Source organism: Nocardioides sp. NBC_00850, from assembly GCF_045207335.1.
Lineage (GTDB): Bacteria > Actinomycetota > Actinomycetes > Propionibacteriales > Nocardioidaceae > Nocardioides.
On the sequence record NZ_CP108845.1, the window covers coordinates 3,417,830 to 3,437,144 of the forward strand.

Genomic DNA, 19,315 nt, shown 5'->3' on the forward strand with positions numbered 1-19,315 from the left:
CTGATTGGCAATGGGTGGCATCATCCTGGCCCTCCTGGTCATCTTGGCGGTGCTGGTGATCACCACGCTGGCCAAGACGATCAAGATCATCCCGCAGGCGCGGGTCGGCATCGTGGAGCGCTTCGGCAAGTTCCAGTCGAAGCGTGACCCCGGCCTGAACGCGGTGATCCCGTTCGTCGACAAGGTGCGCTACATGATCGACATGCGTGAGCAGGTCGTCGCGTTCGCACCGCAGCCGGTGATCACGGAGGACAACCTGACCGTCTCGATCGACACGGTCATCTACTTCCAGGTCAACGACCCGGTGGCGGCGACGTACGAGATCGCCAACTACATCCAGGCCGTCGAGCAGCTCACCATGACCACCCTGCGCAACATCGTCGGTGGCATGACCCTGGAGGAGACGCTGACCAGCCGCGAGCAGATCAACTCCGGCCTCTCGATCGTCCTGGACGAGGCCACCGGTCGCTGGGGCATCAAGGTCAAGCGTGTCGAGATCAAGTCGATCGACCCGCCCATGTCCATCAAGGACGCGATGGAGAAGCAGATGCGCGCCGACCGCGACAAGCGCGCCGCGATCCTCACCGCCGAGGGTCAGCGCCAGTCCGCGATCCTCTCCGCCGAGGGAAACAAGCAGTCCGCCATCCTCAACGCCGAGGGTCAGCGCGAGTCGCAGATCCTCGCGGCGCAGGCCGACCGTGAGGCCGCGATCCTGCGCGCCCAGGGTGAGGGCCAGGCCATCCAGACCGTCTTCCAGGCGATCCACGACGGCCGCCCCGACCAGTCGCTGCTGGCCTACCAGTACCTCCAGATGATGCCGAAGATCGCCGAGGGCGACGCCAACAAGGTGTGGATCGTCCCGAGCGAGATCGGCAAGGCCCTCGAGGGCCTCGGCTCGACGATGAACAGCCTCCAGGGCATCCCGGACGAGGTCGAGGGCCCCGTCAAGCGCGTCGACATGGGTTCGGCCGAGCCGACGGTCGACCTCGAGCAGTCCTCCGCGGCCGCGGCCGTCCAGGAGGCGCTCGCCGAGGCCAAGCAGGCAGAGGCCCCCAACCGGCCGAAGCCTCCTGCCGAGCCGACCGCCTAGGTGGATCCTCTTCAGTCCGCCCTCATCCTGATCGCCGGGGTGGGGGCGGGCACCATCAATGCTGCCGTCGGTTCCGGGACGCTGATCACGTTCCCGACGCTGCTGGCCTTCGGCGTACCTCCCGTCGTCGCCAACGTGTCCAACACGATCGGCCTGGTGCCGGGCTCGCTGGCCGGCGCCTGGGGCTACCGTCGCGAGCTCGTCGGGCAGCGCGGGCGGATCCTGCGGCTCGGGGTCGCGGCGCTCATCGGTGGCGCGGTCGGCGGGATCCTGCTGCTGGTGCTGCCGCCGGGTGCCTTCGAGGCGATCGTCCCGGTGTTGATCGGGCTCGGTGTGGTCCTGGTGATCACCGGCCCGCGCATCTCCCGGTGGGTCGCCAAGCGGCACGGCGACCTGCCCGATGACGGTAGCGAGCGCTGGTGGGTCTGGCCGGCGATCGCGATGCTCGGCGTCTACGGCGGTTACTTCGGTGCCGCTCAGGGCGTGCTGATGATCGCCATCATCGGCATCGGGGTCGCCGAGACGCTGCAGCGTCTCAACGGGCTCAAGAACGTCCTGGTCGCCATCACCAACGGCATCTCCGGGCTCATCTTCGCCCTCGTCGCCGACGTCGACTGGAAGATCGCCGCCCTGATCGCCGTCGGCGCGACGATCGGTGGTCTCCTGGGTGCCAGGATCGGCCGCCGGCTGCCGCCCAACGTGCTCCGCGGTGTGATCGTCGTGGTCGGCATCACCGCACTGGTCATGTTTCTAATGGGCTGAGCCTGGTGGGCTGAGCCTGGGCTGAGTCTGCTGGGATGGAGCCATGGAGCTCTACGAGGCGATGCGGACCACCCATGCCGTACGCGACTTCACCGACGACCCGTTGCCCGACGAGATCCTCGCCAGGATCCTCGACAACGCCCGGTTCGCGCCCTCCGGCGGCAACCGGCAGGGCGGCCACGTCGTGGTCGTACGCAGCCAGGAGACCCGCGAGCGTCTGGTCGAGCTGACCGCGACGGGTGCCCGCAGGTACATGGCGCAGCAGAAGGCGGGGGAGATGCCGTGGAACACGGTGCACCCGACGGCGGTGACCGACGAGCAGATCGCCGCGACCCGGGTCCCGCATGCGATGACCGAGCCGCTGCGTACGGCTCCGGTGGTGCTCGTCTTCCTCGTCGACCTCGGCGCGGTCGCCTCCATCGACTCCCAGCTGGACCGGGTGGGTGTCGTCTCCGGCGCCTCGGTCTATCCGCTGGTGTGGAACACGCTCCTCGCCGCGCGCAACGAGGGCTTCGGTGGGGTGATCACCACGATGGTGGTGGCCGAGGAGCCGGCGGTGCTCGAGCTGCTCGGCGCCCCTGAGGGGTACGCCGTCGCCGCGGTCGTACCGCTGGGCAAGCCGGTCAAGCAGCTCACCAGGCTGCGCAGGCAGCCGGTCGAGGAGTTCGTCACCCTGGAGACGTACGCCGGGACCCCGCTGACAGACGACTGATGGCGGGGTCCCGGAGGACCCCGCCATCAGCTGCAGTGCCTATCGCTTCGGGCTCCGCTTCAGCAGCTCGAGGATCAAGCCTTGTCGGAAGGAACCGCGGTGACAGTGCCCTCGGCCGAAGCCGACTCGCCGCCGTTGCTGTGGTCGTCCTCGACGACCGCGAGCGCGAAGTCGTCACCGTGCTCGGTGACGCCGGTGATGACGGCCTGCTCGACCGCCTCTGCGGCGTACTGACCACGCACGATCAGCGGGTCATGGGCCAGGTCGCGCTGCAGCGAGACCGCCAGCCCGACCATGATCACCGCGAACGGCAGTGCTGCCACGATCGTGATCGTCTGCAGACCGGACAACGCGTCCGCACCACCGGCGATCAGGCCCAGGATGGCCACGACACCGGTCGCGACACCCCAGAAGACCACCGTCGGCCGGCTCGGCTCCTCGGAGCCACGCTCGGAGAGCGTACCCATCACGATCGAGGCCGCGTCGGCTCCGGAGACGAAGAAGATCGCCACCAGGACCATGACCAGGATGCTCATCACGGTGGCCAGCGGGAACTGGTCGAGCGTGGTGAACAGCTGCGACTCGACCCCGCCGAGACCGGCGATGTCGACGGTGCCGTCGCGCTGCAGGTCGATGGCGGTGCCGCCCATGATGCAGAACCAGATCACGCTGACGACGCTCGGGACGAGGAGCACGCCGGCGACGAACTGCCGGATGGTGCGCCCACGCGAGATCCTCGCGATGAACATGCCGACGAACGGCGTCCAGGAGATCCACCAGGCCCAGTAGAAGACGGTCCAGGAACCGAGCCAGGCCGAGGTCTCTTCGCCGCCGACACCGGTGCGGGCCGACATCTGGGCGAGGTCGCCGATGTAGGTGCCGAGCGAGGTCGGGATCAGGTCGAGGATGAAGACCGTCGGGCCGACCACGAACAGGAACAGCGCCAGCAGGAACGCCAGCACCATGTTGATGTTGGAGAGCCACTGGATGCCCTTGGCGACGCCCGAGACCGCGGAGATCACGAAGCAGACCGTCAGGACCGCGATGATCCCGATGAGGACGTTGTTGCCGACCTCGCCGAGCCCGGCCACGATCTGCAGGCCGCTCTCGATCTGGATCGCGCCCGTGCCGAGCGAGGTGGCGGAGCCGAACAGGGTCGCGAAGATCGCGAAGATGTCGATCGCCTTGCCCGTAGGTCCCTCGACGGTCTTCTTGCCGAGCAGCGGCGTGAAGGCCGAGGAGATCAGGCTGACGCGGCCCTTGCGGTAGGCGCCGTAGCCGATCGCCAGACCCACGACCGCGTAGATCGCCCACGGGTGCAGCGTCCAGTGGAACATCGTGGTCGCCATCGCATGCTGGATGGCTTCGGGGTTGCCCGCCTCGCCGGTGCCCGGCGGCGGGGTGACGAAGTGCGAGATGGGCTCGCTGACGCCGTAGAACATCAGACCGATGCCCATACCGGCGCTGAACATCATCGCGATCCAGGAAGCCGTCCTGAACTCCGGCTTCTCGTCGTCACGGCCCAAGGGGATGTTGCCGTACTTACTGACGGCGAGCCAGATGATGTAGATGACGAAGCCGCTGGCGGTCAGGACGAAGAACCAGCCGGCCTTGTCCAGCACCCAGGTGAGGGCGTTGCCTGCGACCTTGCCCATGCCGTCGGTGTTGATGAAGCCCCAGGCCATGAACGCGATGGCGATGGCCGCCGCGATGCCGAAGACGATCCAGTCGATTCCCTTGCGTTGGTCCTGTTCGCTCGAGATCGGCAGGTCCAGCGCGGGGTGGGGCACGACGTCGCCCGTGGGAGACTTGATGAGGCCAGAGGGGTGGTGCCCAGAGGGATTCTGGTTGGCGGATTTCGGACTGTCTGTCTTCTTCTCAGAAGTCACACTGTTGTCCTTCCGGTTGGGTTCGGGACCACAGCACCCTAACGCGCACTGTCTTTGCCTTCTGTTCACCGGGGTGGCGCGCCAGCCGATTGAAAACGAGTTCTGGATCGACTGTGTCTGGCTGGTTCGTGTGTTGTTCTGGCGCTGTGGTCCGCCGTGCTGCACTGGTGCCTGAGCCTCACACCGTGGAAATATTGCGGCTCTACCGTTGATCTCATGCGATACCGGCAGAGTCTCCACGGGCACGGCTTCGAGTTCGACGGTCTGGTGGAGGTGCTGGCGCGGGCGACGCCGCTGCGCTCCGGCGACGTCCTGGCCGGATGCGCCGCGCGGTCCGACACCGAGCGGGTCGCGGCGAGGATGGTGCTCGCCGACCTGCCGCTGAGCGTCTTCCTCGAGGAACAGGTGGTTCCGGCCGAGTCCGACGACGTCACCCGGCTGATCCTGGAGACGCACGACAAGGACGCGTTCGCGCAGGTCAGCGGCTTGACCGTGGGGGCTCTCCGGGAGTGGCTGCTCGCCGCCGCCGCGCGGCGTGACACCGCCGCGCTGACCGCCGTCGCGCCGGGGCTGACCCCCGAGATGGTCGCGGCGGTCTCCAAGATCATGCGCAACCAGGACATGATCGCGGTGGCGGCGGCGACCGAGATGGTGACCGGCTTCCGCACGACGATGGGCCTGCCCGGACGGCTGGCGACCCGGCTCCAGCCCAACCACCCCACCGACGACCCGGGAGCCATCGCGGCATCGATCCTGGACGGCCTGCTCCTGGGGTCCGGGGACGCGCTGATCGGTATCAACCCGGCCTCCGACAACCCGCGTACGGTCGCGGACCTGCTCCGGCTCGTCGATGACGTACGCCTCCGCTACGAGATCCCGACGCAGAGCTGCGTCCTGACCCACGTCACCACCACGATCGACCTGATCGAGGCGGGGCTGCCGGTCGACCTGCCGTTCCAGTCGATCGGCGGCACCCAGGGCGCGAACGAGGGCTTCGGGGTGACGCTGGCGATGCTGGCGGAGGCCGACGAGGCGGCCCGGTCGCTGGCGCGCGGCACCGTGGGGAACGAGGTGATGTACTTCGAGACCGGCCAGGGCTCGGCGCTCTCCACCGATGCCCACCTCGGCAGCGGCGGCAGGCCTGTCGACCAGCAGACCCTGGAGGCCAGGGCGTACGGGGTGGCGCGGGCGTTCAAGCCGTTCCTGGTCAACACGGTGGTCGGCTTCATCGGCCCCGAGTACCTCTACGACGGCAAGCAGATCATCCGCGCCGGGCTCGAGGACCACTTCTGCGGCAAGGTGCTGGGCGTGCCGATGGGCGTCGACGTCTGCTACACCAACCATGCCGAGGCCGACTCCGACGACATGGACAACCTGCTGACCCTGCTCGGCGTCGCCGGGTGCACGTACGTCATGGCCGTCCCGGGCGCCGACGACGTCATGCTCGGCTACCAGTCGACCTCCTTCCACGATGCCCTCTACGCCCGCCAGGTCCTCGGCAAACGCCCCGCGCCGGAGCTCGAGGAGTGGCTGGCCTCGGCCGGCCTGCTCGACCCGGACGGTTCCGTACGCGACATCGACCCGGCCGCCACGGTGCTGAAGGAGCTGGCCCGATGAGCGATTTCTGGGAGCCGTTGCGCCGGTCCACGCCGGCGCGGATCGGGCTCGGCCGGGCCGGCAACTCGGTCCCGACCGCCGAGGTCCTCGCCTTCGGCGCCGCTCATGCCGCGGCTCGCGACGCGGTCCATCTCCCGCTCGACGTCGAAGCGCTCGTCGAGGCGCTCGACGGCCTGGGACTGGGTACGCCGCGCGTGGTCGCCTCCGCGGCACCGGACCGGGCCACCTACCTGACCCGGCCGGACCTCGGCCGGGTGCCCGGCGCCGACCTGGAGCTCGGGCCGGGTGAGGCCGAGGTCGCGGTCGTCGTCGCCGACGGCCTCTCCGCCGAGGCGGTGGCGAAGCACGCGGTGCCGCTTCTGGAGCACCTGGTCCCGCTCCTCGACAACGCCACGACCCTCGCCGCGCCGGTGGTCGCGACCCAGGCGCGGGTGGCGCTGGGCGACCACATCGGCCGGGCGCTGGGCGCGCGGCTGGTCCTGGTGCTGATCGGGGAGCGGCCAGGGCTCTCCTCCAGCGACTCGCTCGGCGCCTACCTCACTTGGGACCCACAGCCGGGCGTCATCTCGACAAGCTCGATACATCGCCTCGACTCGGCCCGCAACTGCGTCTCCAACATCCGTCCACCCCACGGCCTGGACCATGCGACCGCCGCGCGCACCATCGCGAGCCTGGTCGCCGGCGCCCGGGCGCTCGGCGCGACCGGGGTGGCGCTCAAGGACGGATCTTTCACAGCGCCGTTACCTGGCGCGACCACGACCGCCACGGACCGTTTCTAGCCTCAGGCACATCCACCCCCACGAAATCCGGAGGCGTGCCATGCCCGAGGCACCTGAAACCGTCGAGCCGACCCAGCTCGACGACGAAGCACATCTCGCCCGTCTCGGCTACAAGCAGGAGCTGTCGCGCACCTGGTCGGGGTTCTCGAACTTCGCCATCTCGTTCTCGATCATCTCGATCCTGGCCGGGTGCTTCACCACGTTCGGCCAAGCCTGGAACAACGGCGGACCGGTGGCCATCTCGTGGGGCTGGCCGATCATCGCAGGCCTCATCCTGATCATCGGGTTCACCATGTCCGAGCTGGTCTCGGCGTACCCGACCTCGGGTGGCATCTACTGGTGGGCGGCCAAGCTCGGCGGCCCGGCAGCCGGCTTCTTCACCGGGTGGCTCAACCTGATCGGGCTGCTCGCGGTCACCGCGAGCGTCGCGTACGGCGCCGCCACCTTCCTCGACCTCACCCTCTCGACCCTGAGCGAGAGCTGGGCCGCGGGCTACTCCCTGGGCCGGGTCTATCTGATCTTCCTGGCCATCCTGGTGCTGGCCGCGCTCGCCAACATCTACTCGAGCCACCTGCTGGCCGTCATCAACAACATCTCGGTGTGGTGGCACGTCGCCGGCGCAGCGATCGTGGTCCTGGTGCTCATCATCGTCCCGGACGACCATCAGAGCATCAGTTACGTCTTCACCGAGCGGATCAACAACTCCGGCTATGCCGACGCGAAGTACTGGTTCCTGGTGCTCCCGCTCGGGTTCCTGCTGACGCAGTACACGATCACCGGGTTCGACGCGTCCGCGCACCTCTCCGAGGAGACCCAGGGCGCCGCCGACGGCGCCGCGAAGGGCATCTGGCGCTCGATCTTCTACTCCGCCGTCGGCGGGTACGTCCTGCTGCTGGCCTTCCTCTTCGCGGTCCAGGACCCCGATGGTGTGAGCGCGGGCGGCGGCGCGGTCGACGTGATCTTCGGCCAGGCGCTACCCGACTCCTGGCACTTCGTGGTGCTGCTGATCTCCACCGCCGGCCAGCTCTTCTGCGCCACCGCCTGTCTCACCAGCGCCTCCCGGATGACGTACGCCTTCGCCCGCGACGGGGCGGTGCCCGGCTCGTCGCTGTGGGCGAAGGTCAGCCCGACCAGGAAGGTCCCGGTGAACGCGGTGCTTCTGGTGGCGGTCGTCGGCGCGGTCATCACCCTCCCCGCGCTGTGGGGCGTCGGCGGCATCCCGCTGGCCTTCTACGCGATCACATCGGTCGCGGTGATCGGCCTCTACCTCGCCTTCGCCATCCCGATCTTCCTGCGCTGGCGGGCCGGGGACGCCTTCGAGACCGGGCAGTGGACCCTCGGTCGGCACTACAAGTGGCTCAACCTGGTCGCCGTCGCCGAGATCGCGATCATCTCGGTCTACTTCGTCCTGCCGTTCGTGCCGTCCGGCTGGATCACCAGCGACGACTTCTCCTGGGCGTCGGTCAACTACGCGCCGATCCTCACGGTCGGCTCGCTGGTCGTCCTCGGCCTGTGGTGGAGGCTGTCCGCGCACAGGTGGTTCAAGGGCCCGAAGACGACCCTCGACTGACCCGGCTCAGCCGGGCTCAGACGCCGTACGCCGCCAGCCACCGCTCGATCTCGGCGTAGGCCTGCTTGCGGACCTCGGGGCGCGACAGGATCACGTCGTGCTTCGCCCCGGGGACCGCGATGTAGGTGACGTGGCTGCCGATGGCGGTCGACCAGCGGCGGATCTGGCGCACGTCGAGGACGATGTCGGTCGAGTGCACGAGCTCGCCCATCGTCTTCGGCTTGCTGGAGCGGTCGGAGGAGAGCACCAGCACCGGAGCCTTCACGTCCAGACCGCGGTGGAGCCGGGCGTGGCCGTCGCGGATCGCCTTGAGCCAGCCGAGCCGGATCGGGTAGGAGCCGACCGGCTTGAGACCGAGGTCGAACTCCCACTCGCCGTCGTGCTCGACGTGGAGCGACATGGTGTAGAAGCCGCTGACGTCGCGGCCGAGCTCACGCATCGGGGCCCGGTGGCCGACCCGGCGCACGACCGGGGTGGCGACCGAGCGCAGCAGGAACGAGCCCTGCAGGTCGAGCCACGGGGAGTTGAGCACCATCCCGGCCAGCGCGTCGGGCTGGCGGTCGTCGGCCCACAGCGAGACCGTCAGCCCACCGGTGGAGTGGGCGCTGAGCATGATGTGCGAGTGGCCGTCGCGCTCGGTGATCCGCTCCCAGGCGGCATCGATCTCGTCGAAGTACTCGACGAGGTCACCGACGTACGTCCCCGACTGGTGCTCCCGCAGCGAGCGACCGTACTTGCGCAGGTCGAGGCCGTAGAAGTCGTAGCCGCGGGCGGTCCACCACTCGGCGTACTCCTTCTGGAAGAAGTAGTCGGAGAAGCCGTGGACGTAGAGGACGGCGCCCTTGGCCTCGCCGTCCGCCGGCCGCTTGACCAGCGTGGCCACGACCGTGCCCTCGAAGTCGTCCGCGAGCTCGATGGTCTCCACGGTGTAGGGCTCACCGAGTACGTCGATCGTCATGAAGGCATCTTCTCACCAGAAGGCGGGAACCAGGCCCCAGCGTCCGTAGACGGTTGTCACGATCTCCTTGAGCCGCTCGGAGTCGGGGACCGCGTCGGGGTCGAGCGCGCGGATGCCGAAGCTGCAGGTTTCCCCGACCTCGCACCACCACGACGTCACCCCGCCGCGCATCCGGCGCAGCTCGCCGCGGGTCGCGCCGAGCGCCAGGGCGCGGAAGACGATCGAGTCGGCGGGGACGCCGAACGGCGCCACGAAGTCGGGGTCGGGCCGGCCCAGGTTGGAGGCGAGACCGAGTGGCGTGACGACCCCCTTGAGCAGCGGCTTGGCGAGCTTGTCCGGGATCATCTGGGCCAGCGGCGCGATGTGGGCGATCGGGTCGGGGCGGGTGCCCTTGAAGAGCGCGGAGAACTCCCTCTTCGACCGCTCCCGGATGTGAGCCAGGTCGGTGACCCGGCCCACGCCGTCGCGCAGCTCGGTCTCGACCGCGATCGAGACGCCTGAGGTGGCGTTGGAGCGTAGGTCGCCCTCGCCGCGCAGCGAGACGGGCAGCGACATCTTGACCGGCTCGCCGGGGCGTACGATCCCTGCCTCGAGGAGCACCTCGACCGAGATCGCGACCTGCAGTGCGTTGGCGGTGCCACCGGCCCGCTCCGCGGCCGCGTTCCACTCCTCGACGGGGCAGTCGGCAGAGGCGTTGGCGACCTCGTGGACGACGCCGTCGTCGGGCTGCTGGGCCGGCACCGGCCGCTTCTCGGAGGACTGCGCCTCCAGGGCCGGGAGCTTCCCGGCCTTCCGGGCTTCCCGCAGGCCGCGAACGGCGGCGCGTGCCATCGTGCGTGCGTCGCGCCAATCCTCCTTGCGGGTGACCTCCGGCTCCGCTTCGGGGGCGGGGAGCTGCGGCAGGTGCTGGCGGCGTACGGCCGCGATCACGGCGCCGAGCTTCATCCCGCCGTCGCAGACGATGTGGGAGGCGTTGTAGGCGACGACCGTGCCGCCGTCGGTGGTGTAGGCCATGAAGAACGCCCACAGCGGGCCCTTCACCGGGTCGAACGGCACCTCGTCGGCGGTGGTGTCGAGCCAGCCCACCACCTGGTCGGTCTTGATCCGGTCGGAGTGCAGGCGGACCGGCTCGGCGGTCGTCGCCGGCACCCAGCGGGAGCGCGCGCCGATGACCTTGGGACGTACGACGAGGCGGTTGAGCGGGCCCTTGGCCAGCTCGTCGACCAGGTCCTGGACCGCCTCGACCGGGATCTCGGTGGGGAACCGCCAGGCGGTCTGGGCAACGACCGGGACACCGATCACGGTCGTGGAGCGGAGGAAGACCTCGTCGTCGTACGTCAGCCGGTTGGTGCGCTCGGGAGCGAACGGTGCCGGGCGGGCACCGAGGCTCGCGGGCGGCAGGGAGGTCAGCATCTCGGGCTCGGGCACGTCACCACACCTCGGCGGTCAGACCCCACGAGCCGAGCTCCTCTACGACCAGGTTCGCCAGGTTGTCCAGGTCGGGCACGCGGTCGGGCTCGGCGGCGACGAGGTTGAGCGTCGTACGCGGCCCCGACTGGATCAGCCAGGAGATGATCCCGCCGCCGACGTCGTAGGCGTCCTGGGCGGTCGCGTTCTGGTAGCCGGCGAGGCCGGCCACGAGGCGTACGTCCTGACCCATCGCGTAGCGGTAGTCGTCGGGGAGCTGGGGAAGGTTGGAGGCCATGCACGCCGCGGCCGGCGGCTGCGGGAGCTTGTCGAGCACGGCGTCGGGCAGCATCTGCATCATCGCCAGCGGCACCGGGACCAGCCCCGGTCCGGCTTGGCCGAGGCGGATGTAGGCCGCCTTGGAGAGCTTCTTGATCTCGGCGAGATCGCGCTTGTCGAGCACGTCACGGGGCACTTCGACCATGGCCACGCGCGTCGAGTTGGAGCGTACGTCCCCGGGCTGGAAGTCGCTCATCGGCAGCGAGACCGGGACGTCGCCCCGGTCGACCGGCACGTGGTCGATGCGGACGAGCAGGTCGGCGACGACGTTGATGAACCAGGCGTTGGTCGAGCCGCCGTGCTCGGCGGCGATCTTCGTCATCGTCTCGGTGTCGAACTCCGAGATCATCCGCGGCATCCGCCAGGCCTCGGGCGTCGGGTTCGGGGTGGCCTCCGGGTAGACGCGGGGCGCCTTGGTGGCCAGGGCCGCGGTGCCGTCCTTCTTCGCCTGACGGCGGGCCTTGGTCCAGTCGCGGACGGCGCGCCACTGCGCGCGACTGTCGGCGGCCTCGGCACGGAGGCGGTCCCAGCCCTTGGCGGGCGCGGGCGGCAGCCGCAGCGGCTCGCCGCGGGAGGCCCGGGACACGGCGTCGAGGACGGAGCCGCCGTCGCCGACCGCGTGGGCGAGCAGCATCGAGACCACCGAGGTGCCGTCGTCGAGGTTGATCGCGGTGAGCCGGTAGGTCAGACCCTCGTGCGGGTCGAGGTGGTCGCTGTGACGCTCCTGGAGCCAGTCGGTGATCTCGGCGACGGGGAGGATCTCCTCGTAGAGCTCGAGCGACGGCTCGCGGTCGGCGTTGGTCCACAGGTCGCGGGCTCCGGGGAACTTCGCCCGGTGCAGCTTCCGCGACAGCCCGCCCTCGGCCAGGCCGGCCGCGATGTAGCGCAGCCGGTCGGCGTCGTAGGGACTGTTGAGCCGCCAGATCCACTGGTTGGCGATCGGACTTCCGAGACCGCGATGGCGCCTGGCGAAGAGGTCGTCGGCGAACTGCAGGCGGCCGGAGTTGTCGATCGGTGCACGGGTGGCAGCGGGCATGGGGGAGTCCTCGAGATAGAGCGGGCAGCCGGGTGAAGGCGTATGGATAGCGCGCGCAGGGGGAGGAGTCAATCGGAGTTGATACGGCATGTAAACCCCCGGGGGCAATAAAGAAGTGTGGCGATTCCCACGTCCGGGGGCGGTCGAATTCGGGTGCGGACCTGTGTGCACAATAGGCCGCGACGTGGGACGACATCGCTGTCGTCCCAGGCTGGTCGCCTTCTCGGGCTACGGCGTTCTTGAGGTTCGTTCGGGTCCCCGAGATGGCGTTTTGCCGCAACGAGCCCCCCACCTCAGAGAGGAACTCCACCTCCGATGGAGTACACCGAGCTGTCCGCGTACGACGTACCCCCGGGCGAGGTGACCGCGTGGATCCCCACCGCGGAGCCGAGCGCCTGGGCCGACGACGACCGCAGACTGTCCCACAACCACGAGCTGCACCTCGACACCGCCGAGGCGGGCTCCTGGATCGGCTCGATCATGCGGTTGCACGGGCAGCTCGACACCGAGGCGCTCGGCCTCGCGCTCCGGGCCTGGATCGGGCGTCACGAGGCGCTGCGCGGGACCGTCGAGGAGACGCCGGCCGGCCGGCGGCGCCGCGCGGTCGCCGCTGCTGACGTGTCGGTGACCACCACCGTTCTCGGCCGGTTCGACGGCGAGGACGCCCGGGGCTGCCTCTCGGACTTCCTCGCCGATCACATCGACCCCTCGGCCTGGCCCTACGTCGTCTTCGCGACCGTGGCCGACGCCGACGGCTTCACCCTGGTCTTCGGTGCCGACCACGGCGTCATGGACGCCTACTCCCAGCTGCTCTGGTTCGAGGAGATCGCCTCGCTCTACGAGCGGGCCCTGGCCGGCGAGCCGTTCGCGGAGCTGTCCGCGGCCACCACCGGCAGCCACGTCGACCACGCCGCCGAGGAGCGGGTCACCGGCGGGGCGATGTCGCTGGAGAGCGACTCTGTGCGGGTCTGGCGTGACTGGCTGACCGGTCCTGACGGCACACTGCGGTTCGCGGACTTCCCGGTCACGGGCATCACCGACGTACCCGCCTCGGCGGAGCCGCTGCCGCAGGCCAGCCTCTCGCAGTGGCTCGGCGACCCCCGCCAGGCCCGGGCCCTGGGCGAGCTGTGCAAGGGTGCCGGCGTCTCCTTCCAGGCCGGGATGATGGGCGCGATGGCGTACGTCCTGCGGGCCCAGCACGGCGTGGAGCGGATGCGTTTCGTGGCGCCCATGCACACCCGCTACACCGCCGAGCACGCCGCCGCGGTCGGCTGGTACGTCGGCCTAGTCCCGATCACCCTCGACATCACCGGCGCGACCACGCTGCCCGAGGTCGCCGGCCGCGTCCAGGCCGCGCTCGCCGCGGCGAAGCCGCTGGTCCCGCAGCCGTTCGCGCGGGTCGCCGACCTGCTCGGGGTCGACGACGCCCCGCACTTCGTGGTCACCTTCGTCGACACCCGCTTCATCGCCGGCGCCGAGCGCTGGAACGACTGGGACGCCCGTACGCTGCGGGCCCCCGTCCGCGCCGACGACGAGGTCTACCTGTGGCTCGTGCGTGACCGGGACGGTCTCAACGTCTCGACGCGCTACCCCGAGACCGTCGCCGCCGAACGGGTCGTGCGCGACCTCATCGGCGGGATGAGCGGGCTGTTGGAGGAGATCGCGCAGCCCGAGACCGCCGAGCTGGAGGGGACCGCATGAGGATCGGGGCGCTCGCGGAGCTTTCCCCGGCTCCGGGCCGGGTGGTCGTGCTGCGCCCGACGGCGGAGTGCCGGGCCGCGGCCGATGCCGCGCCGGTCTCTCCCGGAGCCCCGTCCTTCCTGCAGGCCGACCATCTCAACGCCTACCGCGCCAAGGTCGCCTCCGGCGGAGTGCACCGGGCCTGGACCGGGACCTGCGGCGAGTTCGACGTCGCCTTCGACGAGGCGGCCTACATCGAGGCGCTGACCTCGTTCGTCGGTCGTCACGAGGGCCTGCGCACCTGGTTCGACCTCTCCGGCGCCACGCCGGTGCGACACCTCGTGCCCGCTGACGCGATCGCCTTCGAGGCCGTCGAGGTCGAGGCGCCGGCCGACTGGTCCGGTGGCTGGCAGGACCTGCTCGTCAGCCTGTGGGACGAGCAGTGCCGCCCCGACTCCTGGACGCCGTTCCTGCTCGGCGCGATCGTGCGCGATGAGGGCTTCACCTACTTCTGGGGCTGCGACCACGCCTTCACCGACGGCGCCTCGCAGTTGATGGTCCCGGCCGAGCTCGGCGCCGCCTACGCCGCGGCCCTGGGAGCCCCGTCGCGGGAGCTGCCGGAAGCCGACAGCTTCGTGACGTACGCAGCCGCCGAGCAGCAGCTCGCCGCCGAGTGCGACGCGGAGACACCGGCGGTGCGCGAGTGGGCCGACATCGTCTCGCGTCACGGCGGCCGGCTGCCGCGGTTCCCGGTCGACCTGGGGCTGGCCCCGGGCGAGACCGCGCCGGTCCGGATCCGGTCCTGGACCGCGCTCGATGGCGAGGCGGTGGACGAGCTCGAGGAGCTCTGCCGTGCCGCCGGTGGCCGGTTCACCAGTGGCGTCTTCGCGCTCCTGGCCCACGCCGAGCAGCGCCTGACCGGCAGCTCGGACTACCTGGGGATCACCGTGCTCGGCACCAGGTCGCAGCAGACCGCGATGTCGCACGGCTGGTTCTGCAACTTCGCCCCCGTCTCGATGCCGCTGGGGGAGACCTTCCCCGAGACCGTGCTCGCGGCGGAGAAGGCCTTCGGCACCGCCCGCGAGCTGGCCCGCACCCCGGTCCACGTTGCGCTGGGCGCGATGGTCGCCGGCGGCGTGCTCGCGCCGACCGAGCTGGCCAGCCCGCAGATGGTCTCCTACCTCGACGTACGCAAGTTCCCCGGTGCCGGGGCCACCCCGTTCGACACCGGGCTGCACTTCACCGGCGAGGGTCGCACCGCCAACGCGAGCCTGTGGGTCAACCGCTTCGCCGACCGCTTCGAGCTGGCCACCCAGAGCCCCGACACCGAGCAGGGCGGACGGGCGGTGGCGACCTTCTTCGAGGCGCTCCACGACGTGCTCGCTGACCTCGGCCTGGCGGTGCGCCCCGTCACTGTGTCGATCGCGCAGACCGGCGACCAGATCATCGGGACCGGACATGCTGGTCACGACCGCTGACCTGTGGGAGCCCCGGCCGGGCACGCTGCTCCGCTGGGACCTCTCCGCTCCCGCCCACGGCGCGCCCGCCGAGCTCTCGCTCAACCAGCGCAACCACCTCGCCGGCGCGATGGCCGGGGCGCCGACCGTCTGGCTGGCGGCCGCCTTCGACGTCGACGGGCCGATCGAGCCGGTCGCGCTCTCCCGCACCTGGCGCGCCTTCCTCGCCCGCCACGGCAGCCTGCAGCTCGAGGTCGTCGCCGGGTCCGAGGGGCTCCAGGCCCGCCGGCACCACCCCGGCACACTCACTTGGTCGGTGACCTCCGTCGGCCACACCAGCACCGTCGAGGAGACCCGCGCCGCGTTGCACGCCGCCCTCGACGAGCGGTGCGGGCCGTTCGCCTACCCGGCCTTCCTGCCGGCCGCGATCTCCCGCCCCGACCGCTCCACGATCGTCCTCGGCATGGACCACCTGCACTGCGACGCCCACTCGGTCGCCGTCGCGGTCGAGGAGCTCGCCCACCTGTACGCCACCTTCACCGAGGGCGGCGACGAGCCGTCGCTGCCGCCGGTGAGGTCGTTCCTCGAAGCCGTCGCCCACGGAGCCGACGGCCCCGCCCGGGTCGCCGCCGATGACCCGCTGCTGCGCGGCTGGGGTGAGTTCCTCGGCGGCCGCGGCCACCGGCTGCCGACCTTCCCGCTGCCGCTCGGCCTCGAGCCGGGGGAGCGGGCCGCCCAGGCCACCGCCGTGGTCCCGCTGGCCGACGCCGACCTGATGGACCGCATCGGCGTCCGCGCCCGCAACAGCGGCGCCTCGACGTACGCCGCCGTGCTCGCGGCCCTCGCCACCGCGATCTCCGACCTCGGCGGCGGTGACCGGCTGGACACGATGGCGCCGGTCTCCACCCGCTCTGCAGAACCGCTGACCCACTCGATCGGCTGGTACACCACCACCGTCCCGCTCACCGTGCCTGCCTCGCTCACCGATCTGGGCCTGGCCGAGGCCGGCGACGCGGTCCGTCATGGCGTACGCCTCGGGTCGGTGCCGCTCGACCAGGTCCTCGGCTCCCTCACCGAGCCGCTGGTACAGACCCGCGGCGACGTCTTCGTCGTCTCCTGGGTCGACTACCGCCACGTCCCCGGCGGCTCGGCCCACCTCGACCGCGACGCCCAGCACATCTCCGCCTCGACGCTGGCCGACGACGTACAGATCTGGTTCTCCCGCACCCACACCGGCCTCGCCGTCCGCGTCCGCTACCCCGACACCGTGGTGGCAGCGGCGTCCGTCGACGCCCTCCTGGACCGCCTGCGCCAGACCCTCGCCGAGCTCTCCCGTCAGCCCGACGACCTCGCGGTCCTGCGTGCCGAGTCCTGAGTCCCGCCAGGGTCAGCGCGAGTAGAGCTGCCGGATGACGTCCTCGATGTCGGGCTCGTGGATGGAGAGGTCGGCGACGTCGTACGCAGCGGCGACCTGCGCGACCAGCGGGGCGGCGGAGGCGCCGGCGGGGAAGGAGAGCCACTGGCGGGGGCCCTCGACCTTCACGACCCGAGCGCCCTCGATGGCGATGGGGGAGGCCTCGTCGACGAGGTCGACGACGAGGGTGCGGGAGGCGTCGCCGTTGGCTCGCAGGGAGGGCAGGGGGCCGTCGAAGACGGCGGTGCCGTGGTCGATGACGATGACCCGGTCGCACAGCGCCTCGATGTCCTGCAGGTCGTGCGTGGTGAGCATCAGGGTCGTCCCACGCTCGTGGTTGAGGGCGCGCAGGAACTCCCGCAGGCGGCCCTTGGAGATGACGTCGAGACCGATCGTCGGTTCGTCGAGATAGAGGATCTCGGGGTCGTGGAGCAGCGCCGCGGCGATGTCGCCGCGCATCCGCTGTCCCAGGCTCAGCTGCCGCACCGGGGTGTCCATCAGGTCGCCGAGGTCGAGCAGCGCGACGTGGTCCTCGAGGTTGCGGCGGAAGGTCTTGTCGGGGATCCGGTAGATCCGCCGCAGCAGCTCGAACGAGTCGCGCAGCGGCAGGTCCCACCACAGCGACGTACGCTGCCCGAAGACCACCCCGATCCGCCGGGCCAGCTCGCGGCGCTGGCGGGAGGGCTCCAGGCCCGCCACCCGCGCCGACCCGCCGGAGGGCACCAGGATCCCGGTGAGCATCTTGATCGTGGTCGACTTCCCGGCTCCGTTGGGTCCGATGTAGCCGACCATCTCACCGGCGTCGATCTCGAAGGAGAGGTCGTGGACGGCGTGCTTCACCACCGACGTACGTCTCAACGGACTGAGCCCATTGCCTCGGGCTTCGCTTCGGCGGACCTTCTTGCGGATCGTGAACTCTCGGGACAGGTCCCGCACCTCGATCAGTGCCACATCAGCTCCCGGTGGATCGATAACGACGAAGCCCCTGCCGCCACACGAGCGAGGTCAGACCGACCAGTACCAATGCGGCGAGGGGCGAGGCGAAGCGGAACCAGTCCGGGGCGCCGAACGGGTCGGTGCGGCCGAGCAGGAACAGGCACGGGTACCAGTTCACGAACGCCAGCGGCAGCAGGTAGGTCAGCGACCGGACGACCTCACGCGGGAAGATCGTCATCGGATACTGCATGATCGTGTTGCCGCCGTAGGTGAAGGCGTTGGCGAACTCCGAGGCGTCCGTGGTCCAGAACTGGATCGTCGAGAAGATCACGAACACGCAGAAGTAGATGACCACGCCCGAGACGAGCGCCACCACGAGCACCAGCAGCCGCTGCGGGTTCCAGTCCACGATCGGTGCCGCCCAGGCGAAGACCGCGATGCCCTGGGCGATCTGGCCGAGCCGGCGCAGCTCGAACCGGTCGGCGCACAGCTGCACCAGCACCGGGACCGGCTTGGTCATCATCGCGTCGAGATCGCCGCTGCGTACGTATCGGCCGATCTTCTCCACGCTCCCGACCAGCATGTCGGCGACCCGGAACGCGATCGAGGTGACCCCGTAGAGCAGGGCGATCTCGCGCAGCGTGAAGCCCCCGTAGGTGTCGATGTGGCTGAACATCAGCCAGATCGCCACGAAGTCGAGGAAGGTGATCAGTACGCCACCGACCGTCATCGTCCAGAACGAGACCGGATAGGCCATCGCCGCCCGGATCCACAGCGCCGCGATGAGCCAGTAGGCGCGCACCGCGTGAGCAACGTGCTCAACCACCCTGGACCACCACCTTGCGGGTCGCGGCACGCAGCACGAGCGCGCAGACGCCCAGAAGGACGACCGCCCACAGGACCTGCAACCCGATCGCGGCGAGCATGTCGAGCCCGGTGTGACGCCCCAGCCAGATGTCGGCCGGGGTCTGGATGTAGGAGGCGAACGGCAGCGCCAGCGCGACCTGGCGCAGCCCGTCGGGGAAGAGGTTGAGCGGCAGCGTCAGCCCGCTGAAGAAGGTGGCCAGCACGCTCAGCAGGACCCGCGGGCCGGTCGCGTCCAGGAGCCAGAACGCGCTGGCGGCGAAGAGGAAGCGGACCGCGAAGCTGACCACCACCGCGAGCGTGACGCTGACCAGGAACCCGACCGCGCCGGCGGGTGAGGGCATGACCAGACCGAAGAGCAGCGCGCCGACGATCGTCGGCGCCACGCCCCGGGTCGCGAAGTGGTAGAGCCCCCGGCCGAGGTCGGCGGCGAGATACCAGCCGAGGACGCTGACGGGACGGTAGAGGTCGACGGCGATGTCGCCGTTGCGGATCCGCTCGGCGAGGTCGTCGGTCGAGCCGCCGCTCCACAGCGCGATCGTCATCAGCAGCGCCTGCCCGATCCAGACGAAGGTGACCGCCTGGTCGGCCTGGTAGCCGCCGGCCGACGGGTTCTGCTCCCACAGCGCCAGGTAGGCGAAGCTGAGGATGATCCCGAAGACCGAGTTGGTGAAGATCCCGGCGAGCGTGGCCGCGGTGTAGGTGGAGTAGCGGCGGAACGAGCTGGTCGCGATCGCGGCGTACAGACTCAGCTGTGAATGCAGTGGCCCGGACACCTGACGTACGTTGGCACAACAGGGCCTGC

General features: G+C 70.2%; 16 protein-coding genes. 9 read left to right on the top strand and 7 right to left on the bottom strand.

The genetic code is table 11. The features are described from left to right. Positions 1–10: 10 nt before the first annotated feature. Genes OH802_RS16610 through OH802_RS16620 form a run of 3 tightly spaced genes read left to right on the top strand, consistent with a single transcriptional unit; the run spans position 11 to position 2,564 of the window. Positions 11–1,090 (top strand): SPFH domain-containing protein, encoded by a 1,080-nt coding sequence (locus OH802_RS16610; RefSeq protein WP_355021366.1) that lies wholly within the window; start codon positions 11–13, stop codon positions 1,088–1,090. Then, positions 1,091–1,852, top strand: a complete 762-nt coding sequence (locus tag OH802_RS16615; protein WP_406020212.1) for a sulfite exporter TauE/SafE family protein — start codon at positions 1,091–1,093, stop codon at positions 1,850–1,852. Positions 1,853–1,895: 43 nt separating this feature from the next. Then, positions 1,896–2,564 carry a nitroreductase family protein gene (locus OH802_RS16620; protein ID WP_378820679.1) on the top strand — a complete coding sequence of 223 codons (669 nt, stop codon included), beginning with the start codon at positions 1,896–1,898 and terminating at the stop codon, positions 2,562–2,564. A 74-nt stretch (positions 2,565–2,638) separates the two neighbouring features. Here OH802_RS16620 and OH802_RS16625 read toward each other — a convergent pair whose 3' ends face one another. Next, positions 2,639–4,354, bottom strand: a complete 1,716-nt coding sequence (locus tag OH802_RS16625; RefSeq protein ID WP_406020214.1) for a BCCT family transporter — start codon at positions 4,352–4,354, stop codon at positions 2,639–2,641. 315 nt (positions 4,355–4,669) lie between these two features. Between OH802_RS16625 and OH802_RS16630 the strand changes: the two genes are divergently transcribed. From OH802_RS16630 to OH802_RS16640, 3 genes are read left to right on the top strand one after another with little or no spacing between them, the layout of a single operon-like run. Further along, positions 4,670–6,070 carry an ethanolamine ammonia-lyase subunit EutB gene (locus tag OH802_RS16630; RefSeq protein WP_406020215.1) on the top strand — a complete coding sequence of 467 codons (1,401 nt, stop codon included), beginning with the start codon at positions 4,670–4,672 and terminating at the stop codon, positions 6,068–6,070. Further along, positions 6,067–6,849 carry an ethanolamine ammonia-lyase subunit EutC gene (eutC, locus tag OH802_RS16635; protein ID WP_406020216.1) on the top strand — a complete coding sequence of 261 codons (783 nt, stop codon included), beginning with the start codon at positions 6,067–6,069 and terminating at the stop codon, positions 6,847–6,849. The genes OH802_RS16630 and eutC overlap by 4 nt, the downstream gene beginning before the upstream one ends. 40 nt (positions 6,850–6,889) lie before the next feature. Then, positions 6,890–8,419 (top strand): amino acid permease, encoded by a 1,530-nt coding sequence (locus OH802_RS16640; RefSeq protein ID WP_406020218.1) that lies wholly within the window; start codon positions 6,890–6,892, stop codon positions 8,417–8,419. A 16-nt stretch (positions 8,420–8,435) separates the two neighbouring features. Here OH802_RS16640 and OH802_RS16645 read toward each other — a convergent pair whose 3' ends face one another. Genes OH802_RS16645 through OH802_RS16655 form a run of 3 tightly spaced genes read right to left on the bottom strand, consistent with a single transcriptional unit; the run spans position 8,436 to position 12,159 of the window. After that, positions 8,436–9,377: an alpha/beta hydrolase gene (locus OH802_RS16645; protein ID WP_406020220.1), complete on the bottom strand. Its 942-nt coding sequence runs from the start codon at positions 9,375–9,377 to the stop codon at positions 8,436–8,438. Positions 9,378–9,389: 12 nt separating this feature from the next. Then, entirely contained in the window at positions 9,390–10,805 is a 1,416-nt protein-coding gene (locus tag OH802_RS16650) for a hypothetical protein (protein ID WP_406020221.1), read from the bottom strand. A 1-nt stretch (position 10,806) separates the two neighbouring features. Beyond that, the gene (locus OH802_RS16655; protein ID WP_406020223.1) at positions 10,807–12,159 is read right to left on the bottom strand and encodes a hypothetical protein; all 1,353 of its coding nucleotides are present in this window, start codon (positions 12,157–12,159) and stop codon (positions 10,807–10,809) included. 315 nt (positions 12,160–12,474) lie between these two features. Between OH802_RS16655 and OH802_RS16660 the strand changes: the two genes are divergently transcribed. Genes OH802_RS16660 through OH802_RS16670 form a run of 3 tightly spaced genes read left to right on the top strand, consistent with a single transcriptional unit; the run spans position 12,475 to position 16,671 of the window. Then, positions 12,475–13,860 (top strand): condensation domain-containing protein, encoded by a 1,386-nt coding sequence (locus tag OH802_RS16660; RefSeq protein ID WP_406020224.1) that lies wholly within the window; start codon positions 12,475–12,477, stop codon positions 13,858–13,860. Further along, entirely contained in the window at positions 13,857–15,317 is a 1,461-nt protein-coding gene (locus tag OH802_RS16665) for a condensation domain-containing protein (RefSeq protein ID WP_406020226.1), read from the top strand. The genes OH802_RS16660 and OH802_RS16665 overlap by 4 nt, the downstream gene beginning before the upstream one ends. Next, positions 15,298–16,671 carry a condensation domain-containing protein gene (locus OH802_RS16670; protein ID WP_406020227.1) on the top strand — a complete coding sequence of 458 codons (1,374 nt, stop codon included), beginning with the start codon at positions 15,298–15,300 and terminating at the stop codon, positions 16,669–16,671. Before OH802_RS16665 ends, OH802_RS16670 begins: the two co-directional genes overlap by 20 nt. 12 nt (positions 16,672–16,683) lie before the next feature. On the opposite strand, the gene OH802_RS16675 is transcribed toward OH802_RS16670, so the two are convergent. The 3 genes from OH802_RS16675 to OH802_RS16685 are packed head-to-tail and all read right to left on the bottom strand — an operon-like array spanning position 16,684 to position 19,286. Then, positions 16,684–17,661: an ATP-binding cassette domain-containing protein gene (locus OH802_RS16675; RefSeq protein ID WP_406020229.1), complete on the bottom strand. Its 978-nt coding sequence runs from the start codon at positions 17,659–17,661 to the stop codon at positions 16,684–16,686. A 1-nt stretch (position 17,662) separates the two neighbouring features. Then, positions 17,663–18,472: an ABC transporter permease gene (locus OH802_RS16680; RefSeq protein WP_406020231.1), complete on the bottom strand. Its 810-nt coding sequence runs from the start codon at positions 18,470–18,472 to the stop codon at positions 17,663–17,665. Further along, positions 18,465–19,286 carry an ABC transporter permease gene (locus tag OH802_RS16685; protein ID WP_406020233.1) on the bottom strand — a complete coding sequence of 274 codons (822 nt, stop codon included), beginning with the start codon at positions 19,284–19,286 and terminating at the stop codon, positions 18,465–18,467. Before OH802_RS16685 ends, OH802_RS16680 begins: the two co-directional genes overlap by 8 nt. Positions 19,287–19,315: the final 29 nt, after the last annotated feature.

Coding starts and splice junctions, on each gene's coding strand:
- OH802_RS16640 (WP_406020218.1), top strand. CDS start 6,890: ATGCCCGAGGCACCTGAAACCGTCGAGCCGACCCAGCTCGACGACGAA.
- OH802_RS16660 (WP_406020224.1), top strand. CDS start 12,475: ATGGAGTACACCGAGCTGTCCGCGTACGACGTACCCCCGGGCGAGGTG.
- OH802_RS16665 (WP_406020226.1), top strand. CDS start 13,857: ATGAGGATCGGGGCGCTCGCGGAGCTTTCCCCGGCTCCGGGCCGGGTG.
- eutC (WP_406020216.1), top strand. CDS start 6,067: ATGAGCGATTTCTGGGAGCCGTTGCGCCGGTCCACGCCGGCGCGGATC.
- OH802_RS16620 (WP_378820679.1), top strand. CDS start 1,896: ATGGAGCTCTACGAGGCGATGCGGACCACCCATGCCGTACGCGACTTC.
- OH802_RS16655 (WP_406020223.1), bottom strand. CDS start 12,159: ATGCCCGCTGCCACCCGTGCACCGATCGACAACTCCGGCCGCCTGCAG.
- OH802_RS16670 (WP_406020227.1), top strand. CDS start 15,298: ATGCTGGTCACGACCGCTGACCTGTGGGAGCCCCGGCCGGGCACGCTG.
- OH802_RS16610 (WP_355021366.1), top strand. CDS start 11: ATGGGTGGCATCATCCTGGCCCTCCTGGTCATCTTGGCGGTGCTGGTG.
- OH802_RS16630 (WP_406020215.1), top strand. CDS start 4,670: ATGCGATACCGGCAGAGTCTCCACGGGCACGGCTTCGAGTTCGACGGT.
- OH802_RS16645 (WP_406020220.1), bottom strand. CDS start 9,377: ATGACGATCGACGTACTCGGTGAGCCCTACACCGTGGAGACCATCGAG.